This window comes from Myxococcus sp. AS-1-15 (assembly GCF_020037055.1).
Classification (GTDB): domain Bacteria; phylum Myxococcota; class Myxococcia; order Myxococcales; family Myxococcaceae; genus Myxococcus; species Myxococcus fulvus.
On sequence record NZ_JAIQDF010000005.1, the window covers coordinates 433,809 to 452,791 of the forward strand.

General features: G+C 70.3%; 19 protein-coding genes and 1 tRNA gene. 3 read left to right on the top strand and 17 right to left on the bottom strand.

The features are described from left to right. Positions 1–85: 85 nt before the first annotated feature. Both K8625_RS17395 and K8625_RS17400 read right to left on the bottom strand, forming a co-directional pair. Positions 86–757, bottom strand: coding sequence for a response regulator (locus K8625_RS17395; protein ID WP_223749010.1), 672 nt, complete (start codon positions 755–757; stop codon positions 86–88). Positions 758–856: 99 nt separating this feature from the next. Beyond that, positions 857–942, bottom strand: a tRNA-Leu gene (locus tag K8625_RS17400). Positions 943–1,038: 96 nt separating this feature from the next. Between K8625_RS17400 and K8625_RS17405 the strand changes: the two genes are divergently transcribed. The 3 genes from K8625_RS17405 (at position 1,039) to K8625_RS17415 (ending at position 4,938) form a co-directional block, all read left to right on the top strand. Beyond that, positions 1,039–1,788, top strand: a complete 750-nt coding sequence (locus K8625_RS17405; protein ID WP_223749011.1) for a lipopolysaccharide assembly protein LapB — start codon at positions 1,039–1,041, stop codon at positions 1,786–1,788. A gap of 406 nt (positions 1,789–2,194) precedes the next feature. Continuing rightward, entirely contained in the window at positions 2,195–3,151 is a 957-nt protein-coding gene (locus tag K8625_RS17410; RefSeq protein ID WP_255653393.1) for a diguanylate cyclase, read from the top strand. A 47-nt stretch (positions 3,152–3,198) separates the two neighbouring features. After that, entirely contained in the window at positions 3,199–4,938 is a 1,740-nt protein-coding gene (locus tag K8625_RS17415) for a two-component system response regulator (protein ID WP_223749013.1), read from the top strand. Positions 4,939–5,023: 85 nt separating this feature from the next. On the opposite strand, the gene K8625_RS17420 is transcribed toward K8625_RS17415, so the two are convergent. From K8625_RS17420 to K8625_RS17490, 15 genes are all read right to left on the bottom strand, one after another. Next, complete coding sequence (locus tag K8625_RS17420; protein WP_141330825.1) at positions 5,024–5,614, bottom strand: HdeD family acid-resistance protein; 591 nt, start codon at positions 5,612–5,614, stop codon at positions 5,024–5,026. A 148-nt stretch (positions 5,615–5,762) separates the two neighbouring features. Next, the gene (gene miaA, locus K8625_RS17425) at positions 5,763–6,677 is read right to left on the bottom strand and encodes a tRNA (adenosine(37)-N6)-dimethylallyltransferase MiaA (protein WP_223783327.1); all 915 of its coding nucleotides are present in this window, start codon (positions 6,675–6,677) and stop codon (positions 5,763–5,765) included. Further along, positions 6,670–7,566, bottom strand: coding sequence for a hypothetical protein (locus K8625_RS17430; RefSeq protein WP_223783328.1), 897 nt, complete (start codon positions 7,564–7,566; stop codon positions 6,670–6,672). The genes miaA and K8625_RS17430 overlap by 8 nt, the downstream gene beginning before the upstream one ends. Further along, on the bottom strand, positions 7,554–7,727 hold the full coding sequence (locus K8625_RS17435; protein ID WP_223749016.1) for a hypothetical protein: 174 nt from the start codon (positions 7,725–7,727) through the stop codon (positions 7,554–7,556). The genes K8625_RS17430 and K8625_RS17435 overlap by 13 nt, the downstream gene beginning before the upstream one ends. Continuing rightward, on the bottom strand, positions 7,724–10,834 hold the full coding sequence (locus K8625_RS17440) for a PQQ-binding-like beta-propeller repeat protein (protein WP_223783329.1): 3,111 nt from the start codon (positions 10,832–10,834) through the stop codon (positions 7,724–7,726). Before K8625_RS17440 ends, K8625_RS17435 begins: the two co-directional genes overlap by 4 nt. A gap of 1 nt (position 10,835) precedes the next feature. Further along, complete coding sequence (locus tag K8625_RS17445; protein ID WP_223783330.1) at positions 10,836–11,366, bottom strand: hypothetical protein; 531 nt, start codon at positions 11,364–11,366, stop codon at positions 10,836–10,838. Then, positions 11,366–11,662: a PqqD family protein gene (locus K8625_RS17450; protein WP_223749019.1), complete on the bottom strand. Its 297-nt coding sequence runs from the start codon at positions 11,660–11,662 to the stop codon at positions 11,366–11,368. Before K8625_RS17450 ends, K8625_RS17445 begins: the two co-directional genes overlap by 1 nt. Next, positions 11,659–12,060: a S24/S26 family peptidase gene (locus tag K8625_RS17455; protein ID WP_223783331.1), complete on the bottom strand. Its 402-nt coding sequence runs from the start codon at positions 12,058–12,060 to the stop codon at positions 11,659–11,661. The genes K8625_RS17450 and K8625_RS17455 overlap by 4 nt, the downstream gene beginning before the upstream one ends. A 139-nt stretch (positions 12,061–12,199) precedes the next feature. Beyond that, positions 12,200–13,468, bottom strand: coding sequence for a histidine--tRNA ligase (hisS, locus tag K8625_RS17460; RefSeq protein ID WP_223783377.1), 1,269 nt, complete (start codon positions 13,466–13,468; stop codon positions 12,200–12,202). A gap of 26 nt (positions 13,469–13,494) precedes the next feature. Then, positions 13,495–14,337 carry an archaetidylserine decarboxylase gene (asd, locus tag K8625_RS17465; RefSeq protein ID WP_141330837.1) on the bottom strand — a complete coding sequence of 281 codons (843 nt, stop codon included), beginning with the start codon at positions 14,335–14,337 and terminating at the stop codon, positions 13,495–13,497. 13 nt (positions 14,338–14,350) lie between these two features. Beyond that, on the bottom strand, positions 14,351–15,046 hold the full coding sequence (locus K8625_RS17470) for a hypothetical protein (RefSeq protein ID WP_223783332.1): 696 nt from the start codon (positions 15,044–15,046) through the stop codon (positions 14,351–14,353). 77 nt (positions 15,047–15,123) lie between these two features. Next, positions 15,124–15,855 (bottom strand): metallophosphoesterase, encoded by a 732-nt coding sequence (locus K8625_RS17475; RefSeq protein ID WP_141330841.1) that lies wholly within the window; start codon positions 15,853–15,855, stop codon positions 15,124–15,126. 29 nt (positions 15,856–15,884) lie between these two features. Further along, entirely contained in the window at positions 15,885–16,238 is a 354-nt protein-coding gene (locus tag K8625_RS17480; protein WP_223749022.1) for a TIGR02266 family protein, read from the bottom strand. A 105-nt stretch (positions 16,239–16,343) separates the two neighbouring features. Beyond that, a complete protein-coding gene (locus K8625_RS17485) occupies positions 16,344–17,270 on the bottom strand; it encodes a PfkB family carbohydrate kinase (protein WP_223749023.1) in 927 nt (308 codons plus the stop codon). Between the two features lie 111 nt (positions 17,271–17,381). Continuing rightward, entirely contained in the window at positions 17,382–18,911 is a 1,530-nt protein-coding gene (locus tag K8625_RS17490; RefSeq protein WP_046713871.1) for an MlaD family protein, read from the bottom strand. Positions 18,912–18,983 lie beyond the last annotated feature (72 nt).

Below are 18,983 nucleotides of genomic sequence, written 5' to 3' on the forward strand. Positions count from 1 at the left end.
CGCCCCGCCTCGAAGGACGACCGAGCCGCGCCGCCTCCAGCGGATGTGTGGGCCAGACAGTGTCCACGGATGCCAACCTGCCCTTTCAACCGTCCACGCCGAGCGTGATGACCAGGCACCCGGTGGCCGTACGCACCTCGGGAGAGTCCTCCGCGCCCACGAAGAATGACGCCGGGGCCACGAAGCGCGTCCCCTCGACGTCCAGCTCACCCTCGAGCAGCAGCGCCGCCTCGCGTCCCCGCGGCCGCGCCGCCCAGGCCCACTGGCCGCCCGCCACCAGCCGCACCCAGATGGCGCCACCCGCCCCACCCCCTGGCGACGCCAGGTGCACACCGGGCGAGCACTCCACCCAATCTCCCTCCGAGGGAACCGTCGTCCCCCGAGACGCCGCCTCCACGCCCCGGTGCACGGCGAGGAAGCGCTCCACCAGCCCGAGGATGTCCTCGATCTGGAAGGGCTTCACCAGGATGCCGTCGGGGACATGGGGACGCAGCGCCCGCGCCACCTCATCCGGGGACGCCGCGCTGACCATGGCCACCGCCTGGCGCCCCTTCCGGGCCGCCTCCAGCACGGCCCGCCCGCCCGCCTCGCTGCCGCCGATGCGCAGGTCCGTGAGGACCAGCTCGAAGCGCTCCTGGGAGAGGACCTCCAGCGCCTGGGCCACGTCGCCCACCGAGCGGACCTCCGCCAGGTCGGCGATCAACTCGCCCATCCCTTCCCGGAGGCTCGCGTCGTCCTCGACCAGCAGAACCTTCATCGCGGGGTATCTCCGACGCCCCTGACGGGAGCTCGTCCTCCACACTCCCGGGCAGGGGGGCCGCCCAGCGGATGCTGGCAGCCCGCCCCTCGTGGGAATTGGCCCTCCCCGGACTCGAACCGGGACGCGGGGTCAGCCGCAGCGGATTTTGAGTCCGCCTCGTCTACCAATTTCGACAGAGGGCCGTTTGTTGGTGAAGCGGCCAGACGTATACCGCGATGGCCGCGCGGATGCATCCGAAGATTGCGGTGCTGCACGTACATCGCTATGAGGGCCCCCGCATGTACAACCTTCTTATCTCGCTGGCAGTGGGAATCGTGGTCGCGCTGCTGGTGAAGCTCGCCAACTTCTCCATCTGGGCCGGGCTCGTCCCGGGCCTCATCGCGGCCGTCATCACCTTCTTCTTCCTGGGCCGCCGGGTCGCCGGGCAGATCCAGGCGCTCATGACGACGGTGCAGTCGGACCTCCAGTCCCAGCCCACGAGCAAGAAGGACGCCGAGGGCCGGGTGGAGCGCGCGGTGAAGACGCTGGAGAAGGGCCTCGTCTACGACAGGTGGCAGTTCATGGTGGGGCCGGAGATTCACGCGCAGATTGGAATGTTGAAGTACATGGTGAAGGACCTGGACGGCGCGCTGGTCCACTTCAAGCAGGGCAGCTCGCGCAACTACATGGCCAAGGCCATGGAGGGCGCCCTGTACTTCCAGCGCAATGACACCCCGGCCATGAAGGCCGCCTTCGAGGCCGCCGCCAAGAGCGGGAAGAAGGAGGCCATCGTCTGGGCGGTGTACGCCTGGTGCCTCCTGCAGAAGAAGGAGAAGGACGAGGCCCTCAAGGTGCTCGGTCGCGGGGTGGAGGAGAACCCCAAGGACGAGAAGCTCAAGGCCAGCCTCGGCCAGCTCCAGAACGACAAACGACTGAAGATGAAGCCGTACGAGCCCATGTGGTGGCAGTTCGGCCTGGAGACCCCGCCGATGATGCCCCCCATGGGCGGTGGCGGTGGCCGGCGCATGCAGTTCGTTACCCGACGTTGATCCGCCGCGACGGGCCGGAGTGGAGGGCGCCCCGCCCTCCTCCGCCCGGGAATTCCTACCGGTTCCCCACGACGCACGCTGGAACGACTTCCGCCTGGCTCCTGCTGGCGGCGCCGCGCGCGAGTGCAACCCCCTGAAATGACGTCCGCTCGGATGCCCTCCTCGAGGGCATGCAGCTTGCTCCACGCCCACGCGCGTCGGTGGGGGTGACTCCCCGTCGGGCAAGGGCGATGGGCTTGGCGGCCGGAGGTCTCGGGTGAAGGTTGCGGGAGGCGGTGGGTGCTCGCAGGACCGGGAGGCGGCGGATGCGCCTGGGGCGCAGGGGCGGCGGGAGCACCTGGTGGGGCGTGGCATCCGAGACCTCTGGACCGCCAATCATCAGGAGCGCAACGAAGCGGAGAGGTTCATGCAACGGCGAGGGCGCACCTCGGAGCGGTCCCTCCTCCTGGTCATCGAGGACGACGCGAGCGTGCTGGAGAGCCTGTCGGATCTGCTCGCCTCGCGTTTCGACGTGCTGGGGGCGGCGGACGCGGGCGTGGGGTTGGAGCTGGCGAGGGAACACCGGCCGGACCTGGTGCTGCTGGACAGGTTCCTGCCCAGCGGGGATGGGCTGGCGGTGCTGGAGGCGCTGCAGGAGGACTCCCGGACGGAGTCCACGCCGGTCATCTTCCTGACCGGGGACGCGGACGAGGCCACCCTGGAGCGCTGCCTGGAGATGGGCGCGGTGGACTTCATCCACAAGCCGGCGAGCGCGAGGGAGCTCATGGCACGGATCGACCGGGCGCTGCGGCAGAGTGAACAGCAGCGGCGGCTGCAGATCCTCGCCCAGACGGATGCCCTCACGGGGCTGGCGAACTTCCGGGCGCTCACCGTGCGGCTGGAGGAGGAGCTGCGGCGCGCCCAGCGCTACGGCTACCCGCTGAGCGTGGTGATCATCGACCTGGACCACTTGAAGGCCATCAACGACGGCATGGGCCACGACGTGGGCAACCGGGCCATCCTCGCGCTGGCCAACCAGCTCAAGGGCAACCTGCGCGAGTCGGACTTCGCGGCGCGCTTCGGCGGCGACGAGTTCGTGGCGCTCTTGCCCCACCAGACGGCGCTGGAGGCGGCGGTGTTCGCCGAGCGCATCCGCTCCGGCCTGCGCTCCGTGGGCGTGCAGAAGAGCGACGGCCGCCCCGCCTCCTTCGGGTTGAGCGTGAGCGTGGGCATCGCGGACCACACATTGGAGACACCCCGGGGCGACACGGAAGGGCTGATGAAGGCCGCCGACGCGGCCCTCTATGAGGCCAAGCGCGAGGGGCGCGACCGGGTGGTGGTGTTCGGCCGTCCGGCCATGGCGCCTTCCGTGCAACGGCACTGAGCGCGGGCACGACGCAGCAGGCGACGGCGGGAAGCAAGAGGGTGCGGATGATTCTGGGCAACAGGCTGACGAGCGGTTCGAGGGTGGCGGTCGTCGGAGGCGGTATCGCGGGTGCGGGGCTGGCGGCCTCGCTGCTCTTCAATGGCAGGGCGCGGGGGCTGACGCTCGATGTGCGCGTCTACTCGGGTGGCCTGTCGGAGCGCACCGCGCCGCCCGCCGTGCTGACGCCGGAGTGTCGCTCGCGGCTGGCCGCGCTGGGCTGTCGCATCCCCACCGAGTGGCGCGCCCACGAGCTGCGCGGCGTGGAGATCATCTCCGAGGGGCGGCGCGAGCTGCTCCCCTCCTCTCCCGGTGGCCTGTGGGTGGTGGACGGCTGGCCCCAGGGGCAAGGCGGGCTGGCCCAGGTGCGGGACGTGCTGGCCACGGCGGCCAGCGCCCAGGGCGCGCGCTTCCTCGAGCGGCACGTGGACCGGGTGGAGCGGCAGCCCGCGGCCCCCGATGCGCCGGCGTCCGTGCGAGGCGCGGGCCCCCTGGTGGTCCGCGCCCAGGGAGGCGGCGAGCGCTTCCACGCGGTGGCCCTGGCGGGGGGGGCGGGGCCCCTCATGGGCGACCACTTCTTCCCGGGCTTCCGGCCCGCGCCGACGATGCCCGCGGTGCAGGCTCGGCTGCGTCATGCGTCGTCGCGGCTGGAGATCGCGCCGGTGGCGCGGCTCTGGGTCGCGCCGCTTCCCACGGTGGATGGCTTGTTCCTCCTGCCGGGCGCGGACTCCGTCTACGCGCTGGCCTTCGGGCCCGCGGTGACGCCGGCCGACCTGTGCCAGGCGCTGATGATGGCCTCGCGGGATGGGCTGCTGGAGGAAGGCTTCGAGCTGGCGGCGCTGGAGACCACGCGGCTGCCCTTCGGGCCCGGGCGCACGCTGGTGGCTCCGGGGCAGATTGCCGTGGGTCCGGCGGCCTTCGGACATCCGCTGCAGGTGGGGCTGTCGGAGACGCTGGCGTCGTGCAGCCGGGCGGCGGTGGCGCTCCTGGATGGGGGATTGGACGCGGGGGCCCTGGAGCGCCGGTATGTGCGCGAGGGCCTGTGCGAGCTGATGGAGGACGCGTCGGCCGGCGCCCGGGCGGTGGGCTGGTTGCGGCGCGCCGGCAAGCGGGCGCCCTCCGCCTTCGTCGCGGCGAAGGGGCGGCGCACGTCCGTGGGCGTCCATGGCGGTGGTGTGCTCGGGTTGAACGCTCCCACGCCGCTGGCCCTGCTGGGGGCCGTGCGCTGGGCGGGCCTGCGCGAGACGATGAGCAACTGGCTGCGGATGTCGCTGGAGCCGGTGCCCCTGGCCATCCCGGAGCTGGAGCCGGACCTGTACTACGTGGTGGATGACGACGCCGATGCCCGCGAGGCGCTCACGGCGCTCCTGGAGAGCACGGGGGCCAAGGTCGTCGCCTTCGCGGACGAGCTCGCGCTGTTCTGCGCGGTGGCGCGCAGACCTCCGACGGCCATCGTCCTCGACGTCGTGCTGCACTGGGTGGATGGGCTGCGGCTGTGCGAGGGCTTGAAGCAGCATCCCCTCACGCGCAACACGCGGGTGGTGGTGATGAGCGGGCTGAACCGGCCACACGTGCGTCAGCGCGCGCTCGACGCGGGGGCGGAGGCCTTCCTGCCCAAGCCCGTGGACCCGGAGCTGCTGATGCGCATCCTCACGGGCCGACTGACGTCGTCCGGCGGCACGAACGAGCGGGTCGCGCCCCCGCCCCCGAGCGAGACGGGCGCATCGGACCGCTACGCCGCCTATTAGTCACGCGAGGCGTCTGCGCGAAGAACAAGGGCACGGTGGCCAGACGGTCACCGTGCCCTTTCAATCTGGAATCAGCGGCCTGGGGTCAGGGCGACACGGAGACGCTCCGCATCGCGCGACGCAGCTCCAGGGAACCCGCCATGAGGGCGATGCCGCGCATGAGGATGGAGATGCCCACCAGGGTGCCCACCAGCCACACCGCGGAGATGGGCCACTGGGCCATGACGATGACGCCCAGCGCGATGGAGATGGCGCCGTAGGCGAAGTCCCAGCCCCACTTCGGATAGCGGTCCATCAGCGACGTCACCACGTGGAAGAGGCCGCTCGCGAAGAAGTAGCCCGCGAGCAGGAGCGTCAATGCGCCCAGGCCCGCCGCGGGGTTCATCAGGACGAAGATGCCGACCACGGTGGAGAGCACGCCGTTGAGCAGGTAGAGCCAGAACGGGCCTCCGGACTTCCGCACGCGGAAGGAGGAGACGATCTCCGCGATGCCCGTCCCGGCGAGCAGCGCGCCGAAGAGGATGACGGAGACCATGCTCGTGATGAACGAGGAGCCCAACGCCACCAGGCCCAGGATCGCCATCAGCACGCCGAGGACGAAGAGAGGTCCCCAGGCCGCCGAGGTGGCTCTTCCTCCTTCGGTCGAGATGGGGTCACGTCTGAACTGTGTATCCATGTCGCTCCGCTCCCGCGTCGAGAAAGGATTCAGCGGCGAACATGGGTGCCTCGCGTCGCGGGGACAACGTCGCGCCTTCCCGGTCCCTCCCCTCCTCGCCCCTCCCTCGGGGGCAGGCCTCACCCACGGGGGGCGAGGCACCAAGGCCTCACCCGGGGGATTGCGGTGAGTGCTCGCGGAGCGCGGCGTACGGAGGCTGGACGAAGACGGCGCCCGCCTCCTTGCGGAACCAGGTGAGCTGACGCTTGGCGTACCGGCGTGTCTCCTGCGCCGTGTCCTGGATGGCCTCCGAGAGGCTCATGCGTCCGTCCACCACCGCGCGCGCCTGCACGTAGCCCACGCTGCGCATGGGGGCCGCGTCCGCGAACCCCCGCTCCATCAACGCGCGTGTCTCGTCCACGAGGCCCGCGGCGAACATGGCCTCGGTGCGCGCGTTGATGCGCGCGTACAGGTCCTCGCGAGCCGGCTCCAGGACGAAGAGGCGGAAGGGATAGCGGTCCGGGAGGAACGCATGGGCCTTGCGGAACTCCGAGGCGGGCACGCCCGTCTGCGCGTGGATCTCCAGCGCCCTGACGACACGCACCAGGTCCTGGATCGGCAGCTTCGCGGCCGTCTCGGGATCCACGGCGGCCAGTCGACGGTGGACGGCCTCACGTCCCTGCTCGGCCGCGACCGCCTCCATCTCGGCGCGCAGCGCGGGGAGCGCGCCTGGAGCCTCCACCACGCCGTGCAGCAGGATGCGCAGGTAGAGCCCCGTCCCGCCCACGACGATGACAGGCCGACCGCGGCCGGCGATGTCCGCGATGGCCGCGTCCGCGCGACGCTGGTACTCGGCGGCCGAGAACGTCTCCAGCGGGTCCACCACGGACAGCAGGTGGTGCGGCACCGCCGCGAGCTCCTCCACGGACGGCTTCGCGGTACCGATGTCGAAGTGCCGATACACCTGCTGCGAGTCCGCGCTGACGATCTCTCCGCCCAGGCGACGCGCCAGCTCGATGCCCAGCGCCGTCTTCCCGGAGGCCGTCGGCCCCGCGACCACCGTCAACACCGGCCCCTCACCCATGTCGCGACGCTCCCAACGCAGCCCTCACCACCGTGACGGCGGACTCATCCCGAGAGAACACCAACCGCGCCGACTCCACCTCGGACAACAGTCGACCCGCGGACGCCAGCATCGCGGCCCTGCCCGCTGGGGACGCCTCGGGCAACAGCACATTGTGCACCAGCATCCGCCCCGTCTCTCCCCCACCCTGACGCTCCCAGCGCGAGCTCGAATCCCACGCCAGCGTCCCCACCGCCCCCAGTCGCGCCTCCCGAGGGAAGCCCACGTTCCACGGCGTCCCCGAGGCCCGCCACAGGCCCGGTGCCTCCGGCCATATCGCGACCAGCTCGTCCGAGAGCAGTGACTCCCCCGCCCCCATCCACAGTCCGCCCAGCGTGCTCTTGCCAGCGCCCGAGTGCCCCGTGAACAGCGCCGCGGCCCCGTCATGCACGAGCGCCACGCCATGCACCAACATCCCACCGCGCCGCGCCAGCTCCGCCGCCAGCATCACGCGAAGGACCACCTCCACCGGGAAGCGCCCCGCGCCGACCACCGCGCCCCGCGCACCACCCGCCTCGATGCGCGCCGAGTAGTCCTCCCCCTCGAGGACGAGCGCGCCATCCTCCGCGCGCCAGGGACGGGGAAGCGCTCGCGTCGCCGGCTCCGCGCGCGGCACCTCGGGCGGACGCACCTCCAACCGTGAGACGCGAGCACCCGCCGGAGGCGCGTCGACGATGAAGCCCGCGAGCGAGCGCCGGAGCAGCTCCTGGACGCGGGCTTCCGGCACATGAAGCCCCACCGTCCAGCCCGCCAGCGTGAGCCAGGGGCCGGACGTCTCCTGCGAATCATCGAGGCGGCCCGAGCGACGGGGACCGGACGGGCCGGCTCCCGACGAGCTCAGGGCGTGCACTCCGACTCGCCAGGGATGTTGCACTGCGACATCGCCGCGAGCGCGACGAAGGGCTGCTCCCACAGGATGGCGGGCGCCTCGTAGCGAGGCGTGACAACGGACGACGGAGACGTCTCCACCGCCGGGGACTGCGGGGCCGAGGGGGTCGAGGGAGGGTTCACGGGAACGGTACCGGGAAGGCGCAGATGCGGCCGTCCTGAGAGCCGACGTGCAGTCGGGAGACAGTGGTGTCGATGGTCGGCGTGCCGATGAGCTGCGTACCACCGATGGCGACCTGGCCGGAGTCCACGCCGCCGATCATCTCGAGCTGGTGCACGTTGCCATCGGAGCTGCCCGCGTAGATGCGGACCACGCCGGCCTGGTTGAGGGTGAACGTACCGGACGGGTTCGCGATGGGCGTGGTCCACACACGCGTGGGCGCCGTCGCGCCGGGCGCCGAGTAGTCCCAGAACTCCACGGCGCCACTGGCCAGGCTCGCCACGAAGCCGCCGCCGAGCGGGCGCACGAAGCTGGTGAAGGCGGGCGTGCTCGGCGAGGGCCGGGTCCCCACGTTCACGCTCCACACGGCCTGCATCGTGTTGCCGTCGACGGCGTGCACCACGCCGTCGCTGTTCGTCGCGAAGATCTGATTCGCCACGCCGTTGCGTACCAGGCTGTGCTCCAGATCCCCCAGTGACAGGCGCCCCACCTCGGCGCCGTTGAGCGTGTTGAGCACACGGAACGTGGCCGCGGACCCGTTCGCCTTCGCGCCGATGAACAGCCGGTTGGTGGTGTAGTCGACCACCATGCCGCCGCTCACCATGCCCAGGTCCCCGGGCTGGTAAGTGAAGACGGGCGCACCCGTGCGCGCATTGAGCGCCACCACGCGGTTCTGCGCGGCGTTCGCCAGCCGCGTCGCGAAGAACACCAGGTCCGTGTTCGGACGCGCGGCCTTGTACGCCGCGTTCGCGTAGTCGTGGAGCTGCGTCACCGGGAACGACTGGATGGTGCCGATGGGCGCGCCGTTGTTGTTCCAGCGCCACAGCACCGTGCCCGTGGTCGCGTTGAGCGCATACGCCACGCCACTCTGGTCCGCCGTGAGGATGTACTGGCCCGGCAGGCCATTGAGCGGCACCACCGGGAAGCGGCTGCCGATGAGCCCCGACAGCGGCAGCGGACGCCAGCGCTCCGCGCCATCCGCGGAGGGGTGGGTGACGTTCGTCAGGTTGGCGACCACCGAGTCATTGAAGGAGCTGAAGATGCCCACGCCCAGCTCGGTGATGGGCTGCAGCCGCGCGTCCAGGCCCACCGAGTAGCACCACAGCGGCGCCGAGCCCACGCGCGCCCGAGGCGTGGCCATCAGCGCCACCGAGGCCGTGGGACGATTGCCCGCCGAGTACAACCCCACGTCATCCGTGTTGTAGACGCGGTAGTAGTACGTCGTGCCGTTGACGACGCCCGTGTCCTCGAAGGATGTCGCCGAGCTGAACGACTCCGACAGGACGACGGTGGCGTTGCCCAGCGTCGCACCGGCCGCGTACGTCTGGCCCGCGACGGGCGCCGCGTTCGGCGCGGCACCGGCGGAGCGGAGGATGAGCACCCCGTTGTGCACCGAGGGGTTGTCCCACGTCACCGTCACGCTGGCATCGCGAGCCACCGCGGTGAGGCGCTCGACCTCCGGCGCCAGGCCCGTGGCGAGCACCAGCGGCGTCTCGATGCGGGCAGCAGCATCCGACGCGTAGGCCAGAGGGAGGTGCACGCGGTGTCGGAACACGGTGGGCGCGTTGACGTTGGCCACGGAGGCGTACGTCACCGTGAAGGTGCGCTCCTGGTTGGGCATGATGCGCACCGCGTTGGTGTTCGCCAGCCACGTGTAGCTCGCCGTCGCCGTGTCGTAATAGGACATCCATCCGGTGGGCGCGGGCGGGTTGCCGGTGATGCCGAAGAAGTTCACCGGCGGCCGGAGCAGCTTGACCTCATCGAGCGGCACCGTGCCGCGGTTCTGCACCGTGTACGTCACCGTCTGATTGCCCTGCCCCGGCACCAGCACCGACGGGCTGACCTTCACCCGGTGCGCGACGACGCGGCCCTCGGCCGAGCGCACCACCGGCGTCGAGACGGTGGCGCCATTCAGCGTCGCATCCGCCTGGACATCGAACGCATAGGTCGAGAGCTCCGCGCCGGTGACGGTGTAGCTCCAGATGAAGTGCGCGGACGCTCCCGGCGCCAGCCGCGCCACGTTGGCCGGACTGGGCCCCGACGCGAGCGCAACCTGCGCCGAGCCGACCAGCACGGGCGCCCGAGGCGTCACGTTCAGATACGCGTTCGTGGGGGACGTGTTGGTGACGCTCAGGCGCACCTTGACCGTCTCGCCCGTGAAGGCCTGGGTGTTGTCCACGTCGCCCGCGGCGGCCAGCGGCGCCACGTTCACCATGGGGGTGTCCGCGACGTTCGACGTGACGGAGGCCGAGCCGTTGCGTCCCCGCACGCTGGCCACCATGGTTCCCCCCGTCTGCGTCGTGGCCCGGGCGGAGAGGATGCCCGCGCCACGCTGGGGGATGGTCACCGCGAAGTTGGCGGGCTGCACCTCGACGACCTGGAACGTCACGCCACCGGCGCCCGTGCTCGGACCCTCGGCCGTGATGTTGGTCTGGTTCGCGGTGGAGGAGCGGTTCTCGACGACCAGCCGCGCGGTGATGTCGTCCCCCACGCCCACGGCGCGCGGGGAGATGTCCACGCGCGTCGCCAGGCTCACGCGCTGCCACTCGGCCTCATCCTGCGTGCGATTGGTGCCGAACGACAGGTTGCCGCAGGCCTCGTGCGCGGAGAGCTGTGTCGTGAACTGCTGGCCGACGGCGTTCGTCGCGCTGATGTTCGGGATCATCCGCAGCGTGAACGTCGCGGACTCGTCGAACATCAGCCCGGCATCCGCGCCCGCGCAGTTCACCGGGAGGTTGTAGCGGACGCTGCGCGTCGCCACGTTGTGGGTGGCGACCCATCCGGCGGGCGCGGGGCTCTCCAACAGCGTGTAGCCCGTGGGCAGCACGAAGTTGACCTGGTTGATGGGACGGAACTGCGGCGAGTTGGCGCGCGTGTTGTTGCGCACCCGGACGCGCAGCTCGGACACCTCGTCCATCACCACGGTGGCCACCGTCTCCCCGGGTCCAGGGAGCGTGGTGAAGACGGCGGCGCGCGTGGTGCTCTGCGCCAGCGCGGCCGAGGGCAGCACGAGCGCGGCGACGAGCGCGGCGAGGCGGGCGTTGACGGACTTCAGGGGGGCGGGGCTCACGTCACGGCTCCAGGGTGAAGGCGGCCGTGGTCAGCGGCGCCCCGTCGAAGAGGAAGCGCACCTGCCAGGTGCCGATCATGGCGGAGGTGGCCACCGTCGTCCCGGCCACGGGCAGCGAGAAGCGCAAGGTCCGCGTCATGTCCGGCTTCGCCACCACCACGCTCGTCCGCCGCTCATACGGGTGGCCGGCGGGCGACACGAACTCCACCTCCACCGTGCCCTTGCCGCGCACGCCCGTGAGCGTCAGGTCCACGTCCACCTGGGACACGTCGGACAGGCCTCGCGAGCCGGACTCCACCACCTCGGCGTGCCCCGTCAGGGGCGCGGGCATCGGCTCGCCGACGACGGGAACCTCCGCCGCGGGAGGCCGGGCCGCCACGTCCTCCTCGCCCAACACGTCCGTCGGGGACACCGGCGGCACCTCCCGGGAAGGCGCGTCCGTCCACTCCGACACCTTGGGCGCCACGCCGCCCTCCGTACAGGCCGCCAGCAGCAGCGCCGCCGCCGAGAAGCCCGCAATGCGCGCTCGCATCACCGCACCTCCTGAAGCTCTTCGATGAGGCCCAAGCGGGCCAGTTCCGTCAGAAATCGCAACGTGTCCGCGAGCACCGCGCCCACGTCCATGGAGAACTCACGGGCCACCACCTCGGCCACCGAGCGCGCCGAGCGCGTCCCGTCGCTGAGCTCCCAGATTCGCACCGCCGTCGCGTTGAGGCCCCGCAGCGTGCGGCCCTCCGCGTCCAGCAGCAGGAAGTCCGCGCCGAAGCGCTGCCCCTCCGCTCCCGAGCGACGCCGGGGATGACTGTCCCCTCCGAAGTCGCCGCTCATGAGCGCCGCCCCAGCCACCGCGCCACCCGCCCGCGCACCAACGCGCGCAGCCGTCCCAGGCGCGACGGCCCACCATCCCACGCCGAGTCCAGCTCCACGCCCCTCCTGCGCACGCGCGCCACGCACCCGAGGATCCGCGACGCGGCGATGGGAGGGTCCTCTCCCGCCGCGTTGTCACCGCGCAGCGACAGCACGCCCTCGCGCACCGCGCACACCCGATGGAGCACCAGCGCATCGTCGAACCGCGCCAGCACGACCTCACCAGGGCGGGGCTCGCGAGACAGCGGCTCGACACCCGCCACGTCTCCATCCCGCAACGACGGCCACATGCTGTCTCCCCGAACGGGAATCCAGCGCAAGGCCTGGGACGGAGCGGAGCTGGGGGACTCACTCGACATTGACGGCGGAAGTCTACCGCACCGGCCAAGGTCACGCGACTGAGTCGCCCGGAGTTCTCCCTGAATTTCCCGGAGGTTACAGACCACCTCCGGGATTCAGCGAAATATCAGGGATTCAACAAATTCCCTGACTGACACATCAGGTCTTGATGATGCGCTGCACCACCTCGGTCGCCGAATGCTCACGCACCGCGGCGGCGAGGCCGCTCAGGCTCACGGGGATCAGCGAGCCATCCGCCATCCGCTTGAGCTTCGCCTCTCCCGAGGTGCGCTCCTGCTCACCGAGCACCAGCGTGAAGCGGGCCCCGCTCTTGTCGGAGCGCTTCATCTGGCTCTTGAGGCTGCCGCCCCGGGTGTCGAAGTCGACGCGCAGGCCCTCGCGCCGCAGCTTGCTGGCCAGGGTGAAGGCCGTGTCCTGCGAGCCCGGATCCGCCACCGCGATGAACAGGTCCGGCGACACGCCGAACTTCCGGGTGCCCTCCTTCAAGAGCAGCACCAGCCGGTCCAGACCACACGCGAAGCCCACGGCGGGCACGTCCGGCCCGCCCAGGCTCTTCACCAGCTTGTCATAGCGACCACCGCCGCCCACCGTGCTCGCGGTGCCGAGCGCCGGGTGCGAGGCGATGAACTCGAAGACGGTGCGCGTGTAGTAGTCCAGGCCGCGCACCATGCGCGGGTTGACGACGTACTTGATGTCCAGCGCCGTCAGCTTGCGCTGCACGTCGTCGAAGTGCGCCTTGCACGGCTCGCACAGGAACTCGAGCACGTTGGGCCCCTTGCCGGCGACCTCCTGGCACTTGGGGTTCTTGCAGTCGAGCACGCGCAGCGGGTTCGTCTCCATGCGGCGGTGACAGTCGCCGCACAGCTCGTCGATGTGCGCCTTGAGGTACTCCACCAGCTTCGCGTGGTACGCGGGCCGACAGGCCTCGTCGCCGAGCGAGTTGAGGTTGAGCGCGATGTCCTGGAGCCCCAGCGCCTGGAGGAACTGGGCCACCATGTCCATCACCTCGACGTCCTGGGCCGGCTCCTTCGAGCCGTAGGCCTCCGCGCCGACTTGATAGAACTGCCGGTAGCGGCCCGTCTTCATCCGCTCGTACCGGAACATCGGCCCCGTGTAGAACCAGCGCGTCAGCGGCTCCTGGTTCAGGATGGAGTGCTCGATGTACGCGCGCGCCGCGGGCGCCGTGCCCTCGGGACGCAAGGACAGGCTGCGGCCACCCTTGTCGTCGAAGGTGTACATCTCCTTGCCGACGATGTCCGTCTCCTCGCCCACGCTGCGCACGAAGAGCGCGGTGTCCTCCACCATGGGCGTGCGGATCTCCCCGTAGCCGAAGCGCCCGAACAGCTCCCGGGCCAGCCCCTCCACGTGCTGCCAGATTTCAATCTCCCCTGGCAGGAGATCATTCATGCCCTTGACGGCGGCGAGCGTCTGGCTCACGGCACCACTCCGATGCGCTGCCCCAGCCGCAGCACCGCGTCCTCCTGCAGCACCGGGTCCCACTTCACGCGGCCCGGCTCGAACAGCAGGATGACGGTGGAGCCCATCTCGAAGCGGCCCAGTTCGCCGCCCTTCTCCACCTTGTAGCCCTCTTGATACCGGTGCACCTTGCCCGGCTGGCCCGTGTGCGTGGTGACGTCGTCGTACGCCGCCTTGATGCGCGACACGCAGGTGGCGCCCACCTTCACCACGGCGCACTTGCCCGCGGCCGTCTCCAGGTACGTCACCAGCCGCTCGTTGACGCAGAACAGGGACTGCTTGTTGAGCACCGACGCCGGGTTCACCGGCCAGAACTCACCGGGGATGTACGCGTAGCCGGTGATGGTGCCCGCCAGCGGCGAGTGGATGCGGTGATAGTCCCTGGGCGACAGGTAGATGGTCGTCCAGGCGCCACCGTGGAACGGCTTCGCCGCCTCCGCGTCACCCAACAGCTCGTCCACCGTGTACTCGATGCCCTTGGCCTGCAGGCACCGGCCCAGGTCGGAGTAGCCCACCTGCGACACGCGCCCGTCCACCGGCGACACCACGGACTTCGCGTCCGCGTCGATGGGGCGCAGGCCCGTCTTCAGGCCGCGCGTGAAGAACTGGGCGAACGTCGGGTAGTGCTCGATGGGGTGCTCGGCCTCCGCCATGTCCACGTTGTAGGAGCGGGCGAACGCGCGCATGGCCGCCTGGTGCACCGGCGCGGGCAGCGGGGCTCGAGTGGCCATGCCCACCACCGTCGACAGGGCCGACTTGGGCAACAGGCGCATCAACTTCATGAAGGTCTGGTCGTTCATGGGGCGTCTTTGATTAACGGCCGGCGTCCGTCGCCGCGGGGGGCACGGTCCCGGCATCCAGTGTCCGCGTCACCGTCGTCACGGAGCTCTTGGGCAACAACATCAGGACCCGGCCTTGTTCGGTCAGCAGCACCGTGCCCACGTGGCCCGGGTACTCCAGGCGGCAGGCCGTGCTGTCGGTCATCTCCCACGCGTCCCGGATGCCCCGCCCCTCCACGTCGATGGGCGTGCCGCGCTTGAAGCAGCCGCGGAAGCCGGCCACCAGCTCGCTCGCCGGAGAACCGACCTGGGGACCGTTGATGGGGCCCGCGTCCGGAGGCCCCGCGTCCACGGGCTCGGCGCGAGGAGGAGGCGGCGGGGGCGCGAGCGTGGTGGAGGGCGCGCCGGGCGGAATCTCGCGGGCGCTGGCCACGGCCTTCTGGCGCGCGGCGAGCTCCGACTGCATGCGGGTGCGCTCGCGCTGGATGCGCTGGAGCAGCTCCTGCGCGGAAGGGGCATCCAGGCTGTCCTGCGGCACGCGCTGGAGCTGCGCCTCGATGGGGCCCATCTTCGGGTCCAGGTAGGCCTCATCCAGCTTCTGCGCGTACAGCTCGCGGAACTGGCGCGTGGCCTGCTGGTACTCCGGCGACGACGGTTGCGGCTCGCGGCGGCAGGCCGACAGCAGCAGCAACAGGGAGGACAGCAGGGCCGCGAAGGGCCGGAGGGACACTCGGAGGACCTGGGGGCGCACGGACCCGGTTTATTTCATGTCCCCCGGCCCGTGCACAGTTTTCCGAAGGCGGCGCGTCAAACCCCGAGGAACAGTCGCTTGCCGAAGTTGAGCGCCAGGTCCGCGTCGAAGATCTTCTGCGCCGCCGTCTCGATGTCGTACTCCACCCGCAGGTACTCCACCGTGCGAGCGTCCGTGTCGCAGATGACGAAGCAGGCCCGGTTGTCGTAGTCGCGCGGCTGGCCCACGCTGCCCACGGAGATGATGTACTTGTAGCCCCGGCGGATACCGAACTTCTGGGCCACCACGTCGTTCACCTCGCCATTGCCGATGGCGAACGCGCGGCACAGGTGACTGTGCCCGATGAACGTCACCTCGGGCAGCTCCTCCACGTACGGCGTCAGCTCCCGCGCCTGCTCGAGCGCGAAGATGTACTCGTACGCCTTCGGGTCGATGGGCGAGCCGTGGCAGAAGCCGACCTCGCCGATGCGGTACGTGTACGGCAGGCTGCGCAGCCACGCCATGTTCTCGTCCGTGAGGACGTTGGCGGACCAGTCCAGCGCGTGCCGGGCGGCGTCGTAGTAGTACGAGTAGTCCATCCGCCCCGCCACCGCGGCGTCGTGGTTGCCCAAGAGCGTCACCTCCGCCACCGAGCGCACCAGCTCACAGCAGGGATTCGGCGACGCGCCGTACCCGACGATGTCACCCAGGGAGACGATGCGGTCCACCTTCTGCTGCTCGCAGACCCGCAGCACCTCGGTGAGCGCCTCGATGTTGGAGTGGATGTCGGAGATGACGGCGATGCGCATGGATGCCTCGGCTGGTGGGAGCCCGGCGCTCAGCCGGCCCAGACCGCCTTCACGGGGTTCTTCTGCTGCTGAGAGATAATCCGCCGGAGCCGCCCCAGGGTTTCCGCGTCCAGCGACTCGAACCGCAACCCCATCCCCGGCGGATAGGCCCGGTCCTCCTCCTCCCGCAGCCATACCACCGTGGCCGCGGTCTGCACCTCGGGATCATCCCCCGGGGTCAGCCGGAGCACCGCCTTCGCCCCTCGCTTCAGCGGCGTGCTCGTCCGCAGGAACAGGCCGCCCTCGCTCAGGTTGGTGATGCGCGCGTACAGGGTGACATTGTCGGTCTCGCACCAACAACGAAGCAAGGTCGGCACCCGCGCGGACTTTCGGTTATCGCTCAACCCTCTTCCTTCCCCGAGCACCCAAAAGGAGGAAAGCCTAGGGACGGCCTGAATCCACCGTCAAGTTCATGGGTGGGGCCGGACCCCACCCTGCCCGCCCGGCACTCAGCGCTCCAGCGGCCCCAGGTCCTCGAAGTGGGTCAGCTTCTTGAATTCCGCGAAGCGGGCGTGGATCTCCGGGCGCGTCACCTCGCGCAGGCGCTCCAGGCTGAACTTCTCCACGGTGAAGGAGGCCATGACGCTGCCCATGACCATGGCGCGGCGCAGGACGGCCGAGTCCACCCCGGACGCCGCGGTGGCCACGGTGCCCATGAAGCCACCCGCGAAGGTGTCTCCGGCGCCCGTGGGGTCGAAGACCTCGGCCAGGGGGAAGGCCGGGCAGGCGAAGATGTGGTCCTTCTCGAAGAGGAGCGCGCCGTACTCACCGCGCTTGACCACCACGCGCTGGGGCCCCATGCCGAGGATGGCGCGGGCGGCCTTCACCACGTTGTGCTCGCCGGCCAGCTGCCGCGCCTCCGCGTCGTTCACGAAGAGCAGGTTGACCCGCTGGAGCGTCTTGAGCAGCGCGTCGCGGCTGCCCTGGATCCAGAAGTTCATGGTGTCCGCGGCCACCAGCTTGGGGTTGCGGACCTGGTCCACCACGCGTGCCTGAAGCTCCGGGTGGATGTTGCCCAGGAAGACGTAGGGCGTGTCGCGGTAGGACGCGGGCAGGTCCGGCGAGAACGCCTGGAAGACGTTGAGCTGGGTGTCGAGCGTCTTCGCCTCGTTCAGCTCGTAGCCGTAGCGGCCCTTCCAGCGGAACGTGCGGCCGGACTCGCGGGTGAGGCCCTCCAGGTCGATGCCCCGGCCCTTCAGGAAGCTGACATGGGCCTCGGGGAAGTCCTCCCCCACCACGGCGACGACGCGCACGGGGGAGAAGAACGACGCCGACGTGGAGAAGAACGTGGCGGACCCGCCGAGGACGTCCTCCTTCTGTCCGAAGGGGGTTTCCACCGAGTCCAATGCGACGGAGCCGACGACGAGCAGGGACATGCGAGCTTCCTGGAAATGGCCGAGAAAGCACGGCTTCCTACCAGGACCCCGTGCCCGTGCCGGGTACGCGGTTTCACGGCCGGCGTCAAGCTCGCCGCGCTCCGGCGACGCTCAGGGCGAGGGGATGCCGGTGGCCGTGATGATGGCCTTGAGGTCGTCGTCGGTGAAGAACAGGCCGCCGCCCACGAAGAAGTCGCGGCCGGCGATGAGCCGCTGGGTGACGACGTCGCGCTGCTGCGCGTTGAGCATGTCGTCCATGCCCGCGACGACGAACAGGTGGTCGAAGGCCTGGGCCCGCAGCGTGGCGCGCAGCCGGGGGTAGCGCAGCTCGTCCGCGGCGAAGTTGAACGCGTCCATCTTCAGGGTCAGCGCGTCGTCGAACAGGTGCAGGTCCGCGCCCACGCCGCCGGTGGACTCGATGAGGCCCACCCGCAGGGTGGTGAAGTACCAGCGCTTGGCGAACTGCGCGCTGATCTTCAGGCTCTCCTTGGTCACCTTCTGCGTCTGGATGACCGGGTCGCCTTCCGACGGCGGGTTGGTCTGCACCACCTGGGTGGTGACGGTGCCGCGCGGGTCGTCGACGATCTCCAGCAGGTAGTACTTGTCCGGCCGGGGGATGAGGCGCAGGGACAGCATGTTCTTCGAGCGACCCTGCGCGGCCAGGTAGGTGCTCTGGATGCCCACCTCCGTCTGCAGCTCCGTGAGGCGGGAGACCAGGCTGGACACGTCGCGCACCGTCTCGCGCACCTCGCGGCCCACGCTCTCGTCGGTGAGCAGCATGCCGGCGGTGCTCTCGCCGTCCTTCACCTTGCGGGTGATCTCCTCCAGGTTGCCCAGGGAGTTGTCCAGCTTGGTGAGCGTCTGCTTGAGGCTGGCGACGCTCTCCTTGAAGTCCCCTTCCCCGCTGCCGACGATGTTCTTGACGCTGGCGAGCACCTCGCGCACGTCGCGGGTGATGAACTCGATGTTGTCGACGATGCGGCCCACGTCGGCCTGGTTGCTCTGGGTGATGGTCCGCACGTCGGACGACACGCCCTCGAAGTTGGCCAGGATGACGTCCAGGCGGTCCGCGTTGCGGCGCACGGTGGCGTCCACCGAGTCCGACAGCCGCACCAGGTTCTCGACGATGCGCTGGAGCGAGCCCGCCCCGCGCTCGCCGCCGAGCACCTCTCGCAGCGCGCCCGTCACCTGCTGGATGTCGGAGGTGATCTGCGACAGCGACTCGAAGATGGCCTCCATGCCCTGGCTGTCGATGACGCGGCGGATCTGCCCGTTCGTCTCCAGCTTGGGGGCGTTCTCCGTGCCCGGGTTCAGGTCCAGCAGGTAGTCGCCCAGGAGCGACTCCGAGCGCTTGGTGAGGACCGCGTCCTCGCGCAGGTCCACGTCGTTGCGGATCTTCAGGAACACCCGCGCCCGCGTGCCCTCCAGGACGATGTCGTCGATCTCTCCCACCCGGATGCCGGCGATCTGCACCCGCCCGCGCACCGCCAGGCCGGAGGCATCCCGGAAGTAGGCCCAGACACGCGTGGAGTCACTGTCGCTCAGGCCGCCCTCGCGCGCGAACAGCACGAAGCCGACGAAAAAGGCCCCCGCGGCGATGACCAGCAGGCCAACACGGAAAGGCGTAACGAGCTTCTTCACCTGATGTGACTCCGAGGGCTACCGGCCGGGCGCGACTCTAACGTTTTGCATCCGGAGTGCCACATTTTCCTG